Raw genomic sequence first — 19,770 nt, 5'->3', positions numbered from 1 at the left:
TAAATAGACTGTAAACGAAGGCGGCAGTATGCTGCTTTAACTTTACAGTCTGTATGTGTTTCTTGCCACTTATAGCTTGGCTGTTTTTTCTACCTCATTGCTTTCTCTGTGGGCCTCATTAAAATGCCGCGCTCTTTTAAATCACTTAAAAAACAGTTGTTTACATGTTTAATGGCAGTGATTGATAAATTACTAACTTATTAACTAAATTGTAACGAGATGGGGGTTGTTTTGGCGCACTTTTTGCCGATTATTTCATGCTTTATTCTAGCGTTTAGCTTTTATCCGCTATTAAATAAGATTCGTAAAAATCGTAGTGTGTCGGGCGTATCACTGTTGATGATGAGTTTTGGTGTCGCGCAGAGCATCTACTTCATTACTTACAATTTATATTTTCAACGTTTTTACATGGTACTGCCGTTTATTGTAACGGGCATGCTCAGCGGTTTAATTCTCTATTACTTTGTTCGATATAACGCAGCTTGCCAGCAGCGAATGCAGTTAGCAGGATTGTTGGTACTGTGTGTTGTACCATTTACTTTGCTGCTCAGTCCGACGCTTGATATGGCCACTGTGCTTAACTGGTTAACTTATGTTGGCTTGGTGATGAGTTCGATTCGTGTTATGCCGCAAACTTATAAAACCATTAAAAGTGGTGATATTAGTAATTTAAGTGCTCGTTACTTTAGTCTGCAATTTGTTGCTGGTAGTTGTGGCCTTGGCGCTGAGCTGTCGATGGCTGCACCGAGTGTATCGCATATTTTAACGTTTGTGATGATCTTACTAACAAACGCGGCACAACTTGGTTGTATCCAATATTACAAGTCACGCCCTGCAATGGCATAGGCGAAACAATGAGTAAAAAGGCTGCCAATTGGCAGCCTTTTTACTGTTGGTTAAGCGTCTAATGCTTTGCTAATTAAGCGATTAATATATTGTTTATGCGCTTTAGCAGCAGTATCTGCTCCCCAAGGAGTGCTGATATCAGCAATTTGGTTAAGTTGATAAAGAGCCGCAGCTTTAGCGAGATTATCGTGCTTACTGGCTTTAGTTAAACCGGCAATGGCAATCAGTTGATTCACATACTCAACTTGTAAGTTATGACTTAACGTATTTGCTTTTTTGCCGTCGACAAAAATGCTTGCTGTTAAGTCATTCATAAATTGGTTAAGTGAATACTCATTACCATATATAGCACTGTCTGAAATACGCAGCATTACAGCAGGGTGTAATAGCTGGGCAAGTACCAGCTTTTGCATGCCTAAAATCATACCATGTGGTTTAGGATCTTCATTTTTACCATAATGATTAAAACCGCGGCGCTGTTGTAGCAGGTAGTTATAAAGTGGTTGCATGCTAGCAAGTACATGTGGAGAGAACACTTTGTCGGCTAAAATCTGCATTGCCTGTTGTTGGCGTTCAAGTGACACAGGAGTCAATGGCGCGCCATTTTTATCATCACCTACGACATTGCGTTCTACATAAACACCACCTATTTGACGCGACACCACGCCTGCTTGTGTTCTATAGCTAGCAAATAAAATATTAGCTGAGGTAACAAGCTGTTGGTATGACTCACCTTCAACGGTGGCTTTATCTTTCAATTCAGAAAACAGCGTATTGATAAGTGTCATGCGATCATCTGCATAAGCTGCAGGGTTAGATGACATATCGCCAATCATTACACGAGGGTCGATATGGCGACCCGGAGCACGCATGTCGTCAGCATCATTACCAAATGCGAGTGCATGCTCTGATGAGCGAGCAAGAATTTTTTCAAGGCGCTGTTGCTCAGCATCTGTATCGACTAGTGCTTGGCTGTAGCCATATTCAATTGCCCAATCATCATAAGGGCCTGGCTTAGTTTGGAATATATCGCCTTGTTGCATGCCAATAGGCGCAATGTTGGCTGGCGCATAATCCATCACCGAGCCTGTCACGATACCTTGCGTTTTACTCTTGTCGTGAACTTCTTTTTCATCCCATAAAATCGATGACTTCATGTTGTGGTTTAACCCCAGTGTGTGACCTACTTCATGGAGAATAAGCTGGGTTAAGCCTTGACGTAAAATTTCTTTATCTTCAATACTTGCTCTAGTCCCTAAGCCTTTTGCAAGTAGCATGTTTTCTTGAATAGCATGACCTAATGAACAGTGTAAGTTAGGATTATTTTCGTCAGAGGTTAATGAGGTTGCGCCTTGCGTATATAAGGTCTCGTACATCCAGCGATTTTTCATAAAAACATACTCTAACATGATGTCAGAGCCTAAGATCTCGCCGGTTATTGGATTAGCAAGGGCAGGCCCATAACCACCAAAAGGTGGGCGTGGAGAGGCTGTCCAGCGTAATACGTTGTAGTTTATATCGCCAGCATCCCAATCTGCATCGTCAGGTTGAATTTTTACTTGAATAGCGTTTTTAATGCCCGCTTTTTCAAATGAAGGGTTCCATGCAAGCACGGCGTCGCGAATCGTGTCACGCCACTCAATAGGGGTGGTGTTTTCAATCCACCAAGTAATTGGTTTGACTGGCTCAGAAAGTGCAGCTGTAGGGTCTTTCTTTTGTAAATCCCAACGTTTGATAACGTCCTCGTAAGGTGCCCAGTCAGCAGAAGTCATATTATCAAATTGGTTTGTAAAGTAACCGATACGCGCATCATCATGGCGTGGCTGATAATTATTTTTTGGTAAAGCAACAAAGGAGTGTTGTACTTTAATCGATACATTACGAGGATCACTTATTGCTGTAGAGCCACGTACACTAGGATTGGCATTAGTAAATACATAATCGACAGTGATATCTAAATTGTTTGGGTAAGGACGATGCTGAACAATGCGCGATTTTTTATCGTCTAATTTTCCTAATTTGAAACGCTTTTTAGCATTTTTATCGTCTGGATTTGGCCAAGGAGATACCTTATGTAGTGCTTCACTTATAAGCAGTTTATCAACATTAAATGCTATTTTATCGTCTTCTTCTTTCTCAATTTTGATGCTAGCGAGCACTGCTTCACTGATATTTGCATCAGCAGAGCGAGCCAGAGCGGAGTGTTGATCAAATTTATAACGAGGGGTTTTGCTTATAATATCAATACGGTCAAAATACTTTCTAAATTCAATGAGTTTTGTTTCACGGTACGCGCCTCTGAAGTGACCCGCATCGGTCACACCATCTACGGTATGTGCAAAATAGACAAAGGGTGTATCAAGTTGTGATTGGTCTATGACCATTAGGTTTTCACCTGTTTTTTCATCTTGATAAAGAGTAAAAATACCTGAGTATTCGGTTTTATCTTTAATCATCTCAGCCAGTGTTTCAGGCTTTTTGTCCTCTTTTTTGGCTGCAAGTGCATGCCCATTTATGGCAAAAGCAATGCTTAACGCCACAGCAATATTGGTTGTTTTCATTTTTAGTCGTTCCATTTGTTTTTTTCAGGCACGAGTTTAATGAAATTGCTAATTGATAGAAGTTTGTTTGTTAACAAGTGTAAAGCGCTCTCTCTAATATCATGAAAAGTTGGGAGTTTTATTTAGTAACAAATTATTTTTAGCTGTTGTAGGTGTATTAGGCTCTTTTTGTAACAGTTACTTACAAATGTCACATTAATGTTTCCGTCAGCTTTGGTATGATAGAGGCAGTAAAAATTTAAAAGGTGTAAGTTATGCGCACGAATGTATTGAAATGGATGTTACCATTTGCTGCTTTAGCCCTTGGTATTGCTGGTTTTGTAGGTATTAATGCTATTGCCCAAGAGCCACAAGATAAAGAGGTGGTTGACTCTAGACCCCTTGTTCGAGTGGAAGCTATCTCAAGTGATGACCATCAAGTTATTATTAACAGTTATGGTGAAGTTAGACCGCTTGAAAGTACTCTGCTTGCATCTCAAGTCGCAGGTGAAGTCACAAGCTGGCATCCAAACTTTGTTGCAGGTGGCATTGTTGCTCGTGGTGAAGTGTTATTCACGATTGAAAAAGACAATTACGAGGCCGCTGTATTACAAGCCGAAGCATCATTGGCGAGTGCTCAAGCTGCATTAATTGAAGAGCAAGCACAAGCAAAGGTCGCGCTCGATGAAGCTAAGCGTTATCCAGAACGTGAGCGTACGGACTTATTTTTACGTAAGCCACAAGTTCTAAGTGCGCAAGCTGCGGTTAAATCGGCTCAAGCTGCACTGAAACGTGCAGAGCGAGATTTAGCACGATGTGAAGTTAAAGCTCCTTATGATGCGTTGGTGATAAGTCGTGAAATTGGTGTGGGTCAATATATTAATGTAGGCAGTCAGGTTGCTGAGTTAAACAATATTGAAAGTGCTGAAATTATTGTCCCTATCGCAGGATTCGACAGCGTATTTTTACCTAAACGAATTAAAGGCATTAAGGCTACGATTATCAATAAAGGCCTAAATAGCTTTACCCGTGAAGCGGTGGTGGACCGTGACTTGGGTGTCGTTGATAACGCAACACGTATGAGCAACTTGGTCGTTCGTGTCGATGACCCATATGGTTTAAAGCATGATGTACAACCCATTAAATTTGGCGCTTATGTGCAAGTTAATTTTGCCGGTGCCACATTGCAAAATATCTATCGCTTACCGCAATCATTGGTTAATAATCAAACCGTTTGGGTGGTTAACGATGAGCAAAAACTAGAGCCACGTAAAGTGACTGTTGTTCGCGAAGAAGGTGAATATTTTTATATTAGCGATGGCTTAAATATTGATGATCAGCTTGTACTGACACTGCCTGAGTATCCGCAAGCGGGTATGGAAGTAAAAGTAGCCGGTATGCAAGAAATGACAAGCGATGCAGGTGAAACTGCTGCTGTCGAAAAGCTGTAAGGTGGCTGTATGAGTGATACAACAACACAGAAGCAGCCTGGTTTAATCGCCTATTTTGCTAATAACTCGGTCGCTGCAAACTTAATGATGTTTTTTATCCTTGCTATGGGGATACTAAGTTACTTTACTATTCAGCGTCAGATGTTTCCGAATATTGAGATCAATTATATTGAGGTGCAAGCTAATTACCCAGGGGCATCACCACAAGAAATTGAAGAAAGTATTCTGATTAAAATTGAAGAGTCGCTCAAAGATGTGACCGAAATTAAACGTGGTGTTTACCGCGCATTTCGTAACAATGGGCGTGCTAGCTTAGAAATTAATACCGATGCAGAATTAACCGACGTTCTTGATAAAGTAAAACTTCGCGTTGACGGAATTGCGACCTTTCCTGCGGGGATGGAGCCGGTGACAATTAGTCAGGTCGAGTTTCGTCAAGATGTTATTGGGATGACATTAGTCGGTGATGTGCCACTCACAGAATTAAAGCCAATAGCTAATCAAATTGAAGATGAGTTATTGCAGTTATCAAATGTGTCTTTGGTGCAAAATGATGTGCCGCTTGATGAAATTGCAATTGAAATTGATCCAGATTCTCTGCGCCAATATAACTTAACATTAAGCGATGTTGCTAATGCCGTACGCCGCTACTCAGCGAATATTTCAGCAGGTCAATTACGCACTGATGCAGGAATTATTTCTGTACGTGTTGAAAACCAATATTACAGTGGTGATGAGTTCCGTCAAATCCCTGTAAAGGTGGGAGCTAACGGTGCGAAAGTCTTGTTACAAGACATTGCTGTTATTAAAGACCAGTTCACAGAGGGTGAGCGTTACTTTAAATTCAATGGTGAAAATGCAGTGTATTTATCGGTTAAAGCAACGAAAGAGCAAAATATGATCCCCGTTGCTGACTCGGTGAAAGCATACATAGATAAAAAGAACAAAGAGCTGCCTGTGGGTTTACGTCTAGAACCACTGATGGACATGACGTATTACTTGAATGCGCGTTTAGACATGATGAAAAGCAACCTTTTTCAAGGCGCTATCTTAGTGGCTATCATGTTGTCTATCTTCTTGCGCTTTAAACTAGCACTTTGGGTAATGATTGGTTTACCAATTTGTTTCTTAGGTGCCATGATGATGATGCCTGTTTTTGGTATCACTATTAACATTGTATCCCTATTTGCGTTCATTATGGTGCTGGGGATTGTCGTTGACGATGCAATTGTCATAGGGGAAAGTGCCTACACTGAGATAGAGAAAAAAGGAGGCGGCGTCGTTAACGTTGTGAACGGTGCCAAACGTGTAGCAACTCCGGCAACGTTTGGGGTATTAACGACGATTGCTGTATTTGCGCCATTTACTTTATCAAGCGGCCCTGAGAGTGCTTTTTTCTATGGTATCGCGGTCGTCGTTATTTTATGTCTGGTATTCAGTTTAATAGAATCAAAGCTTATTCTACCTGCGCACATTGCCCATACTCACTTTCCGCCTATTAACCCTGATAGTTGGCGAGCACGTTTTAACAAGCGCTTCTTTAACTTTGTGAATGGCCCGTATAAACGCTTTATTGAGCGTTGTGTTGAATGGCGTTGGTTAGTGTTATTCTCATTTATTGGCCTTTTGATTTTGACATTCGCTTTAATTTCGTCAAATCAAGTACGTGTTGTACCAACACCAAAAGTCCCCCATGATTTTCCGCAAATTAACCTAGAAATGAATGAAAATGCATCTGATATACAGACCATTGAAGCAATTCGTGAAATTGAAGCCATGGTTAAAAAGGTTGATCAAGAGACAGAACGTGAGTTTGGTCACACATTATTACGTGATATTTTGGTCTTTAATCAGGGGCGTACTGAAGCACAAATCTTAGCACCATTGGTAGATGAGGACTTGCGTCCATATAATGCTTTCGAGCTATCGCGACGTTGGCGTGAACAGATGCCAAACATTGCCGGTGTTAAATCATTGCAAATCTACGACGATGTAAATGGCGGCGGCAATGATGGCGAGTTTGGATACCTGCTTTATGGGCCCGATGTTGATACTTTAAATGATGCGGGTCGTCGTTTTATTCAGTTGCTGCAACAGCAAAAAGGCTTATTTGATATTAGCTCGACAATTGACCCTGCTAGTAAAGAAGTCCAACTTAGCTTAAAACCAGTTGCTTATGATTTAGGCTTAGACCTTGCCACAATTGCCAATCAAGTTGGTGCAAGTTTTTACGGCGGAGAAGCCCAGCGTGTAATTCGTCGTGGTGAAGAAGTACGTGTAATGGTGCGTTATCCTAAATTAACGCGTGAAGCATTTGCTTCTTTAAAACATGCGGTAGTGACGACACCTGCTGGCAAAGAAGTACTGCTTGGTGATGTGGTTGAGCTAACCGAAAAGCCAGGGATTAGTTATATTCGCCGTGAAGGTGGCTACCGTACTGTATATATCTACGGCAGCATTGACGAAGAAACCATAGAACCAGGTGAAGTGGTCAAGCAGGTCGACGACGTACTACTGCCAAAGCTTAAAGAAGAGTTCCCATCAGTGAAAACTGAATTAGGCGGTGCCATTGAAGAGCAGCAAGCACAGGCGAATGAGCAATTAATGTTTTTTGCTGCAGGGATGTTCTTAGTGTATATCTTACTTGCGGTGCCACTCAAAAGTTATTCACAACCATTGATCGTTATGTCGGTGATTCCGTTTAGCTTGACCGGTGCTATTTGGGGGCATTATTGGTTTGATTTAGATATTAGCTTAATGTCAGGCTTTGGCTTAATTGCTGCTGCAGGGGTGGTGATCAATGACTCTTTAGTTATGACTGACTTTGTGAACCAAGCTCGACGAGAGGGAATGTCAACTCGTCAAGCTGTTATTGAGGCAGGTTGTGCACGCTTTAGAGCAATTACTTTAACGTCAATTACAACCTTTGCTGGCGTACTCCCTATTATGTTTGAAACGAGTTTGCAGGCAAGGTTTGTTATTCCTATGGCAGTGGCCCTTGGTTTTGCAGTGATGTTTGCAACTCTCATTACATTGGTACTTGTTCCTTGCCTGTATATTGTGATGAGTGATGTAGGCCATGTGTTCTTACGTTTTTTCCGTTCAGTGAAAGAACTCATACCAAATCGACGTGCGGTAAGAGATTAATGACTAAGCCAACCTTCGGGTTGGCTTTTTTATAGCTTATTTGTGACTAGTAATTGCTTGTTATACATATCTTTCGGTTACATTCTTTTGTTTGATTTGTTTTCAACTGAGGATTATACTCATTTCAGTTTTTGGCAAACTAACCGAAAGGTTAGGACGCAAAGTTTCCGGTCTAAGGTTTTGATTACAAAGCTATGATAGCGGGGCCGCTGAAAAGCGCACATTCTTCGTGCTTTGGATCTATTGCCTCAAACTAAAATTGTATTTATTTTGTACGGCTGTTATTGGATAGTACCTACTAGCTGTTCTTAGGGTGTTACTTTGTTTATGCATATGTCACTGGCTTCTGGAAAGTGGTTGCCGATAGGTTGCTTAAATCATCATACTCAGCTTTTTGTTGGGGATAAGGTGGTTGTGACTTTTTATGATGCGCAAGGTGAGTTAGCTGATTTGTCATTTCAGTACCCTATTACTAGCTCTGATGAGGGTGAGCCTCATAATTGGCCTCGTTCAATTGCTGAGCATATAAATGTGCACATGCCCATGATTCGAGCAGGAAAAATAACAGAGCAGGGTCTCATCGTAGCATATCGGCTCAATCAGATTTATGCATTAGAAAGCACGGGTATAACCCATGTAAAAGTGGCATTTAACTGTATTGCGAAGTGCGAAAAGAAAATAAAGGATAAAAATCAAGAGTATGATTATGTTTATCCGCAAGCATGCAATGCTTACAGCTCAGGTGTAAAAGTACTACAACCAAAGACTGGCCATATTTATATGTGTAAACCTTGGCCGTATACAGAGTTTTGTCGTGTGAAAGAATCACACAACCCACTCTATGAACCTGGTGTGGGTAAAAGTTGGCCCATGGCATGGCAGCAAGTATCACATTGATAGTTTCCCCCTAAATGCTATTTAGCATTGTTTGGCCCACTCAATTTGAGTGGGCTTTTTTATTTCTGTGTTAGACTCGGGTCATTCGTTTTTAATCGTGGTTTTTCCTGTGTCGCAAAATTCTTATTCTTTGTCTTTATTAACGCCTACCCCTGTAGCTAAAAAACAACCTCATCAACTAACAGCTCATCAATTAACTCGTACTGATAATTACTACTGGATGCGTGATGATGAACGCGAGAATGTAGACGTGTTGGCACATTTACATGCAGAAAATGAATATTGTGAAAAACAGCTTGCCAGTATTAAACCACTACGAGAAGCGTTATTTAACGAACTAAAAGGGCAGATAGTTAAGGATGATAATACCTTTCCTGTAAAGGATGGCCAGTTCTGGTATCACTCAGAAGTTCGTGGTGATGATGAATATGCGCGCCATTACCGAAGTCGTTCAATTGAAGCCCGTGACAAGCAGTTATTGTTAGATGTAAACCAACTAGCCAGTGATTATGAGTTTTATGAACTAGGTGAAGTCGCAATTAGTCCTGATGAGCAATTACTTGCTTATTCTGAAGATACCGAAGGCCGCTGTATTTACACCGCGCGTTTTAAAAATATTGCCAATGGCGAAATATTCAGCGATGTACTTGAAAACACAGAAGGGCAAATTGTTTGGGCTAACGACAGTAAAACAGTTTTTTATGTCAAAAAAGACCTACAAACTTTATTGGGTTTTCAGGTGTATCGCCATGTTTTAGGCACCCCACAAACCGATGATGTTTTAGTGTATGAAGAACAGGATAAAAGCTTTTTTCTAGGACTTGGCAAAAGTCGAGATGAAAGCTTAATTATTATTGATTTAGCTACGACTGAAACGAACGATACTTGGGTACTTGATGCTAACAATCCCGAGGGGGAGTTCAGCGCGTTAATGCCGCGTGAAGAAGGCCATGAATTTGATGTTGATAAGCTAGGCGATACTTTTTATATAGTCACAAATTGGCAAGCCAAAAACTTCCGTTTAATGACTGCCACAACCGACACAATTGCTACAAAAGAACAGTGGCAGGAGCATACTGCGCACCGTGATAATGTGTTATTGGAAGGGGTCGAAATATTCAATGACTATCTTATTTTAACTGAGCGAGAGCTTGGTCAAACCCGCTTTGTGGTTGTTGATAAGCAGGAAGAGCGACTCACATTAGAGTTTGATGACCCTTGTTATTATGCTGCAATAGCGATGAATCCTGAGCCTAACACTCGCTCTGCACGTATTTATTACTCAAGTCTAACAACACCAGGTTCATTGTATGATGTTGATTTAAAAACGGGCAACAAAACGTTATTAAAACAACAGCAAGTACTTGGTGAATTTGACCCAGAGCACTATCGTTCAGAACGACTAATGATCACCGTAAGAGATGGTGAGCAAGTACCAGTGTCATTGGTGTATCGTATTGATAAATTCAATCAAGATGGCTCTAACCCTTTGTTGCAATATGGGTATGGTGCTTATGGCGTTACCACGGATCCGAGTTTTTCTAGTTGTTTATTGAGCCTGCTTGATCGTGGTTTTGTTTATGCCATTGCCCATATTCGTGGCGGTGAAATGCTAGGTCGTCATTGGTATGAACAAGGTAAAAAACAGCATAAACAAAATAGCTTTAACGATTTTATTGATGTTACTCGCTCACTCACTGAGCAAGGCTATGCACATCCACAGAAGGTGTTTGCCTCAGGGGGAAGTGCTGGCGGTTTATTAATGGGGGCTGTGGTAAATCAAGCACCAGAGCTTTATTTAGGCGTGGGCTGTCACGTACCTTTTTTAGATGTGCTGACAACCATGCTTGATGAGAGTATTCCTCTTACAACGAATGAGTATGATGAGTGGGGTAACCCAAATGATCCCGACTTTTACGAAGTCATTAACGCTTATTCCCCATACGATAATATTACGGCTCAAGCCTACCCAAATATATTAGTAACGACGGGTTTTCATGACTCGCAAGTACAATACTGGGAGCCGATGAAATGGGTTGCGAAACTGCGTGAGATAAAAACAGACGACAATATTGTTGTGTTTAAAACGGATATGGATGCCGGACACGGAGGCGCTTCTGGACGCTTTAAAAGCCTTGAAGAGAAAGCGCTTGAAATGGCCTTTTTTATGGCTCTATTAGGTTGAAAATAACCATTTTAAAGCTAATATTACCTTAAACGTAGTAAGAGTGATGTTTGGTTATGTTTAAGCCCCATGGGGAGTGGTTTTATAAAATAAGCCCTCCTTGCGTATTTATTGAGTTTAGAGGCTGTGTTAATAAAGAGGCGTTTGTTGACTTCACTAATAAAATAGCAGACGAAATAACAGGCAACTCAATAAAAAACCTTCATCATTTAATAATAAATGTTAAGCAGTTTGAATTAGCCACCGCAGAAAGCGTTCATATAGCAAAAGCTTATTTTGAAACGGTTAAATCACGTGGCTATAAACAAGTTGATTATGTGGCACCTAATAGTGTGGCTCAAAGTTTGATAGAGTCTGTGTGGAAAGACAGTGGACTCAGGGTGACCTTTCATAAAGATATAAATAGCTTCCTTGAAATTAATCCGCAGTGTGAAGAAATGCGAGCTTGGTTAGAGTCAGCAACATAAACTATAAGCCTGCCCATTTGGGCTTTTATTAAATGAGCTTGCAAAGTACCCAATAGGTTATTGTTCAGATCCCCAAAATACCTTCTAGATTCATTTTAAAACGGCGCGATAAATTTAAAATCGCGTTGCTTTTTAAAATGACTTTATAATCACCACAGTCGGTCGGTATCAACTCACTGATTGCTTTTTTACGAACTAAAGTAGAGCGATGAATACGAATAAACCCCTTACTTGCCAGCTTCTCTGTTAAGTTTTTCATCGTTTCGCGGTGTAATATTGGGCGAGGACTATCTTGGCAATGCAACTCTACATAGTTACCAGCTCCATTTATCCATACGATTTCTTCAATATCAACAAGCCTCACTTTGCCTACATCTCGGACGATTAAATGGGAGTTTTCTTGTTCTTGCACGTGTTCTTGATGATGTGCGCTGGCAAGGGGGCATAAATGAATAAGCTTCTCAAAACACTGATTTATCCGCATAGAATTTGCAGTTGTAAGTATAAAGTCAATAGCACCTATTTCATAAGCTAAGTTAGCTAATTGCGCCGAATCAGCAACAATAACAAGCTTTAAATGCTTGGCAAGCTCTGTTAGTTGTAGCAACTCAAGAGAGCTAGGCGATGAATTGAGTTGATAAAAAGCAACGTGAGTATTTTCAAAATTAAAACTGCTCATTTCATTAATGACAGTAATGGAGTGAAAACTATGGTGCCGTGTTATTGCGCTTTCAAGCATTTTTGCAAATTGCGGCTCTGCGATATGTATTATGCTGTTAAATAAAATGCTTTGCATTGTAGCTCCGAATGTAGCGTACCTGTTAAAAACAATAAGACCGTGTCTGTTCCTATTTTCTATTCAAATTATTTTACAATTTAGTTGTCCCTCAAAATATTCCGCTTATCCCTAATTTTAATCCGCTTACAAAATGCAGCTATCTGAAATGCATAAAGCCCAATAATGTGGCGAGCTGTAACTAAGTGGTTACAAATAATTTTCAGGGGAATTACCATGATAAAAAACGAAAAAAATCCACGTCCATTATTTGTCTATTCTGCAATTGCGATGGCAATGATGGGAGGCGTGTCGGTAAATGCGGTGGCACAGGATGAAGAATTAGAAAAGGTTGAGCGTATTCAAGTGACAGGGTCGCGAATTCGCTCTGCAGAAGCTATGTCTTCAGCCCCTATTCAAGTTGTTGATAGCTCGGCTATTGATGCTTCAGGTTCATTAAACATTCAAGACTTATTACTTGAAAACCCAGCATTTGGTACACCGGCAATTAGTCGTACAAACTCAAACTTCAATACTTCAAGTGCAGGTGTTGCGACGGTAGATTTACGTAACTTAGGCTCGAACAGAACGCTTGTACTTGTGAATGGCCGACGTTATGTTGCCGGTGTTCCTGGTAGCTCAGCCGTTGATTTAAATACCATACCAAGTCAGTTTATTGAACGTGTTGAAATTATGACTGGTGGTGCATCGTCGGTGTATGGTTCTGATGCTGTAGCGGGTGTAGTTAACTTTGTCCTTAAAGATGATTTTGAAGGAATAGAGTTTGAAGGCCAGTATGGTGAGTCTAAAGAAGGGGATGATCAATCTAGACAATTCTCAGTGACTTCTGGCTTTAGTGGCTTGGATGATAAAGGGAAAGTAATGTTTCACCTAGGTTATTCTGACCAAGGTGGTGTTTTTGCTCGAGACCGTTCACGTTCTTCTGTTGACCAAATTGCTCAAATTGCTTTTGAAAATAGCGAAACAGGACAAGCGAGTGATATTTTTGAAGCTGTACGTCCATTTTTCTCATCGTTTCCTCCACAGGGACGATTTGATGCGGGTGACACGCGCTTTACGTATAACAGCAACAACGTCTTACAAGACTCATTCAGCACCAATGGTGGTGACGGTGTTGAAGCAAATGGCTTTAACCGAAATGGTGTAAGGGCACTCGCAATTCCTACAGAGCGTTACTTGTTTGCATCTAACGGCAGCTACGATATTACCGATAAACATACGTTCTTTTTTGAAGGTACATATGCATCAACATCAACTCAGTCTGAGCTAGAACCTTTTCCTTTTGCTTCAGATGATATTTATGCTAACGGGCGTGTTCCTATCGAATTTTTGGTTAATGATGAGCTACTGCGTAATGCATTTGTACCGGATGAAATCTATAACGCAGCAACAGACACTGATGGTGATGGCTTAAGAGATATTTTCTTTGCAAAACGACTCTCTGATATTGGTAACCGCGGTGCACGAGCTGAGCGTGATACTTTCAGACTAGCAGTTGGTTTCCAAGGTGAAATTAACGATAGTTGGTTTTATGACACCTATTATGTATACGGTAAAACAAAAGAAGCGCAGCTTTCTAGTGGTTTAGTTAATGTACAAAGCTTTCGCCGAGGTTTAGAGGCTGTTATTGATAGCCAAGATTTAGACAATGATGGAATTACCAACGAAGCAATTTGTTTGGATGCCACTGCGAGAAGCTTTAATTGTGCTCCAGTCAATATTTTTGGTTTTAACTCTATGTCGCAAAGTGCAATAGACTTTGTTCGAGCGCCAAGCATGTTGTCGACTTCTGTAGAGCAAGAGATTATCGGTGGTAATATCACTGGTGATTTATTTGAATTACCTGCAGGTATGGTCGGTATTGCAGCAGGTTTTGAATATCGTGAAGAGTTCTCACGTAGTGAGTTTGATGCACTACAACAAGCTGGCTTAAATGCAGGTAATGCAATTCCTGCTACAGAAGGTGAGTTTGATGTAACAGAGTATTATGTAGAGGCTAATATTCCAGTACTTGAATCTGTTACCATGAATGCAGCAATTCGTTTGTCTGATTATTCAACAGTAGGAAATACAGAAAGTTGGAATGTGGGTGTTGATTGGGAAGTTACTGAGGATTTACGTCTTCGTGCAACACGCGCTCGTTCTACTCGTGCCCCTAATATTAATGAACTATTTTCACCACCTTCTCAAACTTTCCCTAGTGGCTTAAATGATCCTTGTGTAGGTGTCTCTAGTACGGGTGATGGTGCTCTGGGTGATGCGTGCCGTGCTGATGTTGGTATTGCAAATAACATCGCGACAAATGGTGAGTTTACGCTAAACCAGTCAGATTTACAGGGTATCAGTGGTTTCAATCGTGGTAATCCTGATTTAAAAGAGGAAGTAGGTGATTCCGTAACCGTGGGTGTAGTGTTTACACCAGAAAGCTTAATCTCAGGCTTAGATATCACAATCGATTATTTTGATATTGAAGTCACGGATGCGATTGTTTCTACACCACGCCAATTTATACTTTCGCAGTGTTACGGTGGCGGTGACGACAGCTTCTGTAACTTTATTACTCGTCGCAGTGCCGCAGCAGGTAATAACAGTGCTGGCTCGCTTGAGTTTATTGACAGTGGAGTATCAAATAGTGGTGGCTTAGGTACTGAAGGGGTTGATTTAACCTTAACTTACTCTCGCGACATCGGTCCTGGTCAATTCAGAACGCGTTTGGCGTATACTTACTTAATTGATGGTTACACAATTCCACTACCTGGTGCCGATAAAGATGAGTTTGCTGGTGAGGTAGGCTCTTCTGAGCATAAGGCTAACTGGAACTTTGGCTACAAGTATAATGATTTTGACTTTAATTGGAGCTTAACATTTATTGGTGATGCTGCTTTTGATGATCAATTCTTAAATTCGTTTGATAACATTCCTGCAGGGTCTGTAGGGGTTGGTTCCGTTACTTACCATGATGTTCAGGCAAGTTATCATATAACTGACTCAATAGAGTTGTATGCAGGTGCAAATAACTTATTTGATAAAGAACCACCACGTATCATTTCAGGTGTAACTGGTTCAGATACAGGAGCTGAAACTGATGCAGGTACGTATGATCCTATCGGTCGGACTGTCTATGTAGGTTTTAGAAGTAAGTTTTAAATAAGTGATTTAATGCCACTTATACCAATAAAAACGCCACTGATAACAGTGGCGTTGTTGTATCGAATAAGAGGCTTTAATGTAGATCATGAATCGCTTGTTGTTTAACGATTTTCCCTACGTAAAGCCCTCTTTTGAGGGCTTTTTATTTGCTCAAAGCTTTATCATTTCGACTCTATAAATACTCATGCTTACTTAATGTCATTAAGTCATATGAATGATGGCTAATTCATATTTACAAGTTATTTGGTCATCCAGTCTGATTTAAAAAGGATATAGCGAGCAGGCTAAAATGCGCTTTATAAATGCAACCCGTTAAGCCCAATAAAAACGCCACTAATAACAGTGGCGTTGCTGTATTGATACTCAGAGTCTAATGTAGAAGATGAGTTATTCGTTATTTAACTATATTTCCTACGCAAGCCCTCCTAGAGGGCTTTTATACTTAACCTAGGTAAGATTTTAGCATCCAAACTAGCTTCTCTTGCTCTTTAATGTAGTCACTCATCAGCGCCGCAGAGCCTTCATCATCAGCATCACCTGCTTGAGATAAAATATCGCGTTGCATTTGAATGAGTGTACTGTAGCCTGCTAGTAAGTTTTCTACTGCAGCAGTGCCTTCAGTAATATTTTTTGCTTCGCTTATCTTACTTGCTTCAATGTACTCTGAAAATGCGTGTACTGGTGTGCCGCCTAAAGTCAGAATACGCTCCGCAATTTCATCAACTTTTTCAAGTAATAAGTTATAAATTTCTTCAAACTTAAGGTGTAATTCAAAAAAGTTACGACCTTTGATATTCCAATGAAAGCCACGTGCGTTCATGTATTGAATTTGGTAGCAGCTTAATAAAGAGTTTAGTGACTTTACGATATCTTCACTTTTTGCGCTGTTTAAACCAATTGCATTTACCTGTGACATAGATTGCTCCTTAAAAATAGCTGTTAATATTTTACTTTACTTGCTAGTACGTGAGATTAAGTATTAGCCATTTCCAGTAATCTGTAAAATGGTTTAATTCGAACATGGTGATAGCTTAAACCTATCAATGGCTGTTTTAGTTAATTTTCACACTATCAAATAAGATTGGACGACCTATTACATAGGTTTGGGGCGAGAGAGCAAAAAATCTACCTAAATGCGTGATTATTTTAAAATAAGGCAGATAACATGATCTAAAACAAGGTTTGGATTGGCAAGCAACTAGTCTGATTTAGAAATTGATTTAGGTCAAAAAAACAACATTTCAGAAGCGCATAATGAGTTTACCGCATTTATTTAGGAGAAGAAAAATGGACGGTAAAACAGCGAAAGAAAACAAAGCTGAAATAGTGGTTGTTGTGATTGCATTACTTGCTTTTGTTATTGGTTTAGTAGGGCATTTAGCAGGTGCTAGCTTTGCAAATTTTGATACCTTTGGCTATATCGCTGCGCCTATCCCGCTTATTCTGGGTATTATCGTATTGATTTCATACAAAGTGGCAGCAAGTGCTGAAAAATAAGGCGCAATTAGTCTTTGTTGATAAGCTTTATAATGTAATCCATTACTTGGCGTGAGTAGATCATACTGGTGTGACTTAAATGAAACACCTTGTGCTCTGCCATGCCATTGAGCTTGGTTTCATCTATTAGCACTGTGCCATCAGAGACACTGCCTTTAGAAATTAATGGCATGAGCCCTATAGGTAAATCCCCAGCGATACTGTAAAGCTTTGCTTTAAATGGCCAGTCGCCGTTTTCAGACAATAAAAACTCGACACTATTTTTAAGTAGCATATCGAATCCTTTTTGCTGCATCTGTTTAGCAATATGGCTGCCTTTGTGTGGAGTGCCGAGCGTAATAACTTTTTCTACATACTTGCTTTGCGAAGAACTCGCTTCAAGGTAAGCGCGCGCAACGAGCCCCCCCAAAGAGTGACACACCATGGCTGTTGGTTTGTCGCCAATGAAGTGATCAATCTTATCAAAAATAGCCGCTCTATTAGGGGATAGCGTGTTGTAGGTCAAATTAAGTATTTTTAACCCAGACTTTTCAAGGCGTGTACACAAGGGGCGCATGACAAAACCTGACATATAAAGTCCATGTAACACTACAACTTGTCTAATTGCCATCGCATACCTTACATCAATTGCTGAGGTTTAATTTCAATATTTGCTGTATCTGAGCTAACCCATACTTCACCATCTTGAATAGTGATTGTGAGCTTAATATTACGATCTGCCAGTGCAGCTAATGCCTGAGTCGCGGCATAATCGAGACTAAAAATACTTAAGTTTTTAAAATCATACAACTTAGGTTGATGCTTTTGCCACCAAATAGTTTGGTTATTCTCGCCGTAAGTATACAAAACAACCTGTTTGGCTTTATTGCAGGCTTTTTTCAGACGTTTTTCATCAGGTAAGCCGAGCTCAATCCAAAGCTCAATTTCTTCGCTGTAGTTTACGTGCCAAAGCTCGGGCTCATCATCGGCGCATAAGCCTTTGGTGAACTCTAAACCTTCACGGGCATTTAGCGCAAAAGCGAGTAAGCGGATCATCAGCCTTTGCTCGGTCTCTGATGGATGCTGTGCAAGGGTTAGATTAAAATCTTGATAAAGGTGGCGGTCCATATCGCTTAGCGATATTTGTGCTTTGATAATAGTTGATTTAAGAGCCATAACTGTTTACTTGAAAAAATTTGCGTCATTATAGCGCAATTCCAAGCTGAGCCAGTTAAAATAGCATGCAATTTATTTTTTAGGAGTAAAATATGGCCATCCAGTGGTTCCCAGGGCATATGAATAAAGCCCGTAATGAAATCAAAGAAATTATGCCACAAATGGATGTGATCATTGAGGTGCTTGATGCCCGTATTCCTTACAGCAGTGAAAACCCTATGGTAACAGCGCTGCGTGGCGATAAGCCGGTCATTAAAATCATGAATAAAGCTGACCTTGCAGATCCTAAATTAACGCAAGCGTGGAAAGACTACTTTGAGCAGCAAAGTGGCGTTAAAGCGATTGATTTTGGTAACGATAAAGCAGGTGAAGTACATCGTATTAATGAGCTTTGTAAAAAATTAGTGCCGCATAAAGTGGGTGCTGATAAGCAAATTAAAGCCATGATTATGGGTATTCCCAATGTTGGTAAATCAACGCTAATTAATACACTAGCAGGCCGAATTGTAGCAAAAACGGGTAATGAACCTGCGGTAACTAAAGCTCAGCAACGAATTAAACTTGATGATGGCATTATGCTTTACGACACGCCTGGCATGTTATGGCCAAAAGTAGAAAACGAAAACTCAGGTTATCGGTTAGGGGCAACGGGTGCAATTCGTGATACGGCCATTGATTATGAAGAGGTGGCAAGCTACACTGCCGAATATTTACTGCATGCATATCCTGAGCTTTTAAAAAGCCGCTATAAAATTGATGAGCTACCAGAGTCTGACTGGGAGTTTGTTGAAATGGCAGGCAAAAAGCGTGGCTGTATTCGTGGTGGAAACCAGATCGATACTTATAAAATGTCTGAAATTCTTATTAACGAATTACGAGATGGCATTATTGGTCGTATTACCATGGAAACCCCGGCTATGCGAGAAGAAGAAGAGCAAATGGTTGCACAGCTTCGCGCCGCGTTAGAGGCAAAAAAAGCCGCTAAAGAAGAAGAGAAAAAGCAACGCCGTGCCCGTGCGCGTAAAAACCGTCGTTAAAATTAAAACGTTAATTTTTAGACATAAAAAAAGCCCTGAAAGGGCTTTTTTAGTTTCATATCTACCGTCACCGATATGAGCAATGTAGCAAGTAAAATAAGTAGGGGTACCCACATATTGCCAACATCAAGGGGCGTTGCGGCTAGCAATATGTGAGCTAAGCTTTAACGTGGCGACACGTGTTTCAGGGTCTTGAAACAATCAGGTTATCCCGTACAAGTCGTAATGCTTTTTCGTCTTGTTGATATTGATTATCAGTTAGATTTGGCGGTCTGTCAATACCCAAATAAAAATAATTATCATTTCCATGTTTTGTTTTTCGACACATTGACTACTTTATTTCAGACATAAAAAAAGCCCTGCAAGGGCTTTTTTAGTTTCATATCTACCGTCACCGATATGAGCAATGTAGCAAGTAGGTGATCACCTGTTGCCAACATCAAGGGGCGTTGCGGCTAGCAACAGGCGATCTTAGCTTTATCGTGGGCCACACGCGTTTCAGGGTCGAGAAACAAATCAGTTTATTCCGAACAAGTCATAAAGCGTTGCTGACTTGTTGATAGTGATTATCAATTAGATTTAACTATCTGTCAACAGCTAGG

Annotated in this window: 14 protein-coding genes and 1 riboswitch; of the genes, 9 read left to right on the top strand and 5 right to left on the bottom strand. The window is 40.5% G+C overall.

All coding sequences use genetic code 11. The annotated features are described in order from the left end of the window. Positions 1–231: 231 nt before the first annotated feature. Positions 232–846, top strand: coding sequence for a hypothetical protein (locus L3Q70_RS16235; protein ID WP_237114606.1), 615 nt, complete (start codon positions 232–234; stop codon positions 844–846). Between the two features lie 50 nt (positions 847–896). On the opposite strand, the gene L3Q70_RS16230 is transcribed toward L3Q70_RS16235, so the two are convergent. Further along, entirely contained in the window at positions 897–3,407 is a 2,511-nt protein-coding gene (locus L3Q70_RS16230; protein ID WP_237114605.1) for a zinc-dependent metalloprotease, read from the bottom strand. 254 nt (positions 3,408–3,661) lie between these two features. Between L3Q70_RS16230 and L3Q70_RS16225 the strand changes: the two genes are divergently transcribed. The 5 genes from L3Q70_RS16225 (at position 3,662) to L3Q70_RS16205 (ending at position 11,533) form a co-directional block, all read left to right on the top strand. Beyond that, the gene (locus L3Q70_RS16225) at positions 3,662–4,837 is read left to right on the top strand and encodes an efflux RND transporter periplasmic adaptor subunit (RefSeq protein ID WP_062567489.1); all 1,176 of its coding nucleotides are present in this window, start codon (positions 3,662–3,664) and stop codon (positions 4,835–4,837) included. Between the two features lie 9 nt (positions 4,838–4,846). Next, a complete protein-coding gene (locus L3Q70_RS16220) occupies positions 4,847–7,984 on the top strand; it encodes an efflux RND transporter permease subunit (RefSeq protein ID WP_237114604.1) in 3,138 nt (1,045 codons plus the stop codon). Positions 7,985–8,107: 123 nt separating this feature from the next. After that, positions 8,108–8,198, top strand: a riboswitch (cyclic di-GMP riboswitch). Between the two features lie 113 nt (positions 8,199–8,311). Continuing rightward, positions 8,312–8,881 (top strand): chitin-binding protein, encoded by a 570-nt coding sequence (locus L3Q70_RS16215; RefSeq protein ID WP_237115283.1) that lies wholly within the window; start codon positions 8,312–8,314, stop codon positions 8,879–8,881. 109 nt (positions 8,882–8,990) lie between these two features. Beyond that, positions 8,991–11,066, top strand: coding sequence for a S9 family peptidase (locus L3Q70_RS16210; protein WP_237114603.1), 2,076 nt, complete (start codon positions 8,991–8,993; stop codon positions 11,064–11,066). 56 nt (positions 11,067–11,122) lie between these two features. Then, positions 11,123–11,533, top strand: coding sequence for a hypothetical protein (locus L3Q70_RS16205; RefSeq protein ID WP_062567492.1), 411 nt, complete (start codon positions 11,123–11,125; stop codon positions 11,531–11,533). Between the two features lie 64 nt (positions 11,534–11,597). Here L3Q70_RS16205 and L3Q70_RS16200 read toward each other — a convergent pair whose 3' ends face one another. After that, complete coding sequence (locus L3Q70_RS16200) at positions 11,598–12,329, bottom strand: LytTR family DNA-binding domain-containing protein (protein WP_228074352.1); 732 nt, start codon at positions 12,327–12,329, stop codon at positions 11,598–11,600. Positions 12,330–12,545: 216 nt separating this feature from the next. Between L3Q70_RS16200 and L3Q70_RS16195 the strand changes: the two genes are divergently transcribed. Further along, positions 12,546–15,476, top strand: a complete 2,931-nt coding sequence (locus tag L3Q70_RS16195) for a TonB-dependent receptor (protein WP_237114602.1) — start codon at positions 12,546–12,548, stop codon at positions 15,474–15,476. Between the two features lie 445 nt (positions 15,477–15,921). Here the strand turns inward: L3Q70_RS16195 and L3Q70_RS16190 are convergent, their stop codons facing one another. Next, a complete protein-coding gene (locus L3Q70_RS16190; protein ID WP_062567494.1) occupies positions 15,922–16,395 on the bottom strand; it encodes a Dps family protein in 474 nt (157 codons plus the stop codon). 371 nt (positions 16,396–16,766) lie between these two features. On the opposite strand from L3Q70_RS16190, the gene L3Q70_RS16185 reads away from it, so the two are divergent. Then, a complete protein-coding gene (locus tag L3Q70_RS16185) occupies positions 16,767–16,976 on the top strand; it encodes a hypothetical protein (RefSeq protein WP_130150938.1) in 210 nt (69 codons plus the stop codon). Between the two features lie 7 nt (positions 16,977–16,983). On the opposite strand, the gene L3Q70_RS16180 is transcribed toward L3Q70_RS16185, so the two are convergent. Then, positions 16,984–17,586: an alpha/beta hydrolase gene (locus L3Q70_RS16180; RefSeq protein WP_237114601.1), complete on the bottom strand. Its 603-nt coding sequence runs from the start codon at positions 17,584–17,586 to the stop codon at positions 16,984–16,986. Between the two features lie 8 nt (positions 17,587–17,594). After that, positions 17,595–18,131 (bottom strand): YaeQ family protein, encoded by a 537-nt coding sequence (locus L3Q70_RS16175; RefSeq protein ID WP_062567497.1) that lies wholly within the window; start codon positions 18,129–18,131, stop codon positions 17,595–17,597. Between the two features lie 92 nt (positions 18,132–18,223). On the opposite strand from L3Q70_RS16175, the gene ylqF reads away from it, so the two are divergent. Further along, positions 18,224–19,168 carry a ribosome biogenesis GTPase YlqF gene (gene ylqF, locus L3Q70_RS16170; RefSeq protein WP_062567498.1) on the top strand — a complete coding sequence of 315 codons (945 nt, stop codon included), beginning with the start codon at positions 18,224–18,226 and terminating at the stop codon, positions 19,166–19,168. Positions 19,169–19,770 lie beyond the last annotated feature (602 nt).

Origin of the sequence: Pseudoalteromonas sp. CF6-2, assembly GCF_021729425.1 — a bacterium.
Lineage (GTDB): Bacteria > Pseudomonadota > Gammaproteobacteria > Enterobacterales > Alteromonadaceae > Pseudoalteromonas > Pseudoalteromonas arabiensis.
Note: the sequence above shows the minus strand (reverse complement) of the source record. Positions and strands in the feature narration are given on the sequence as shown.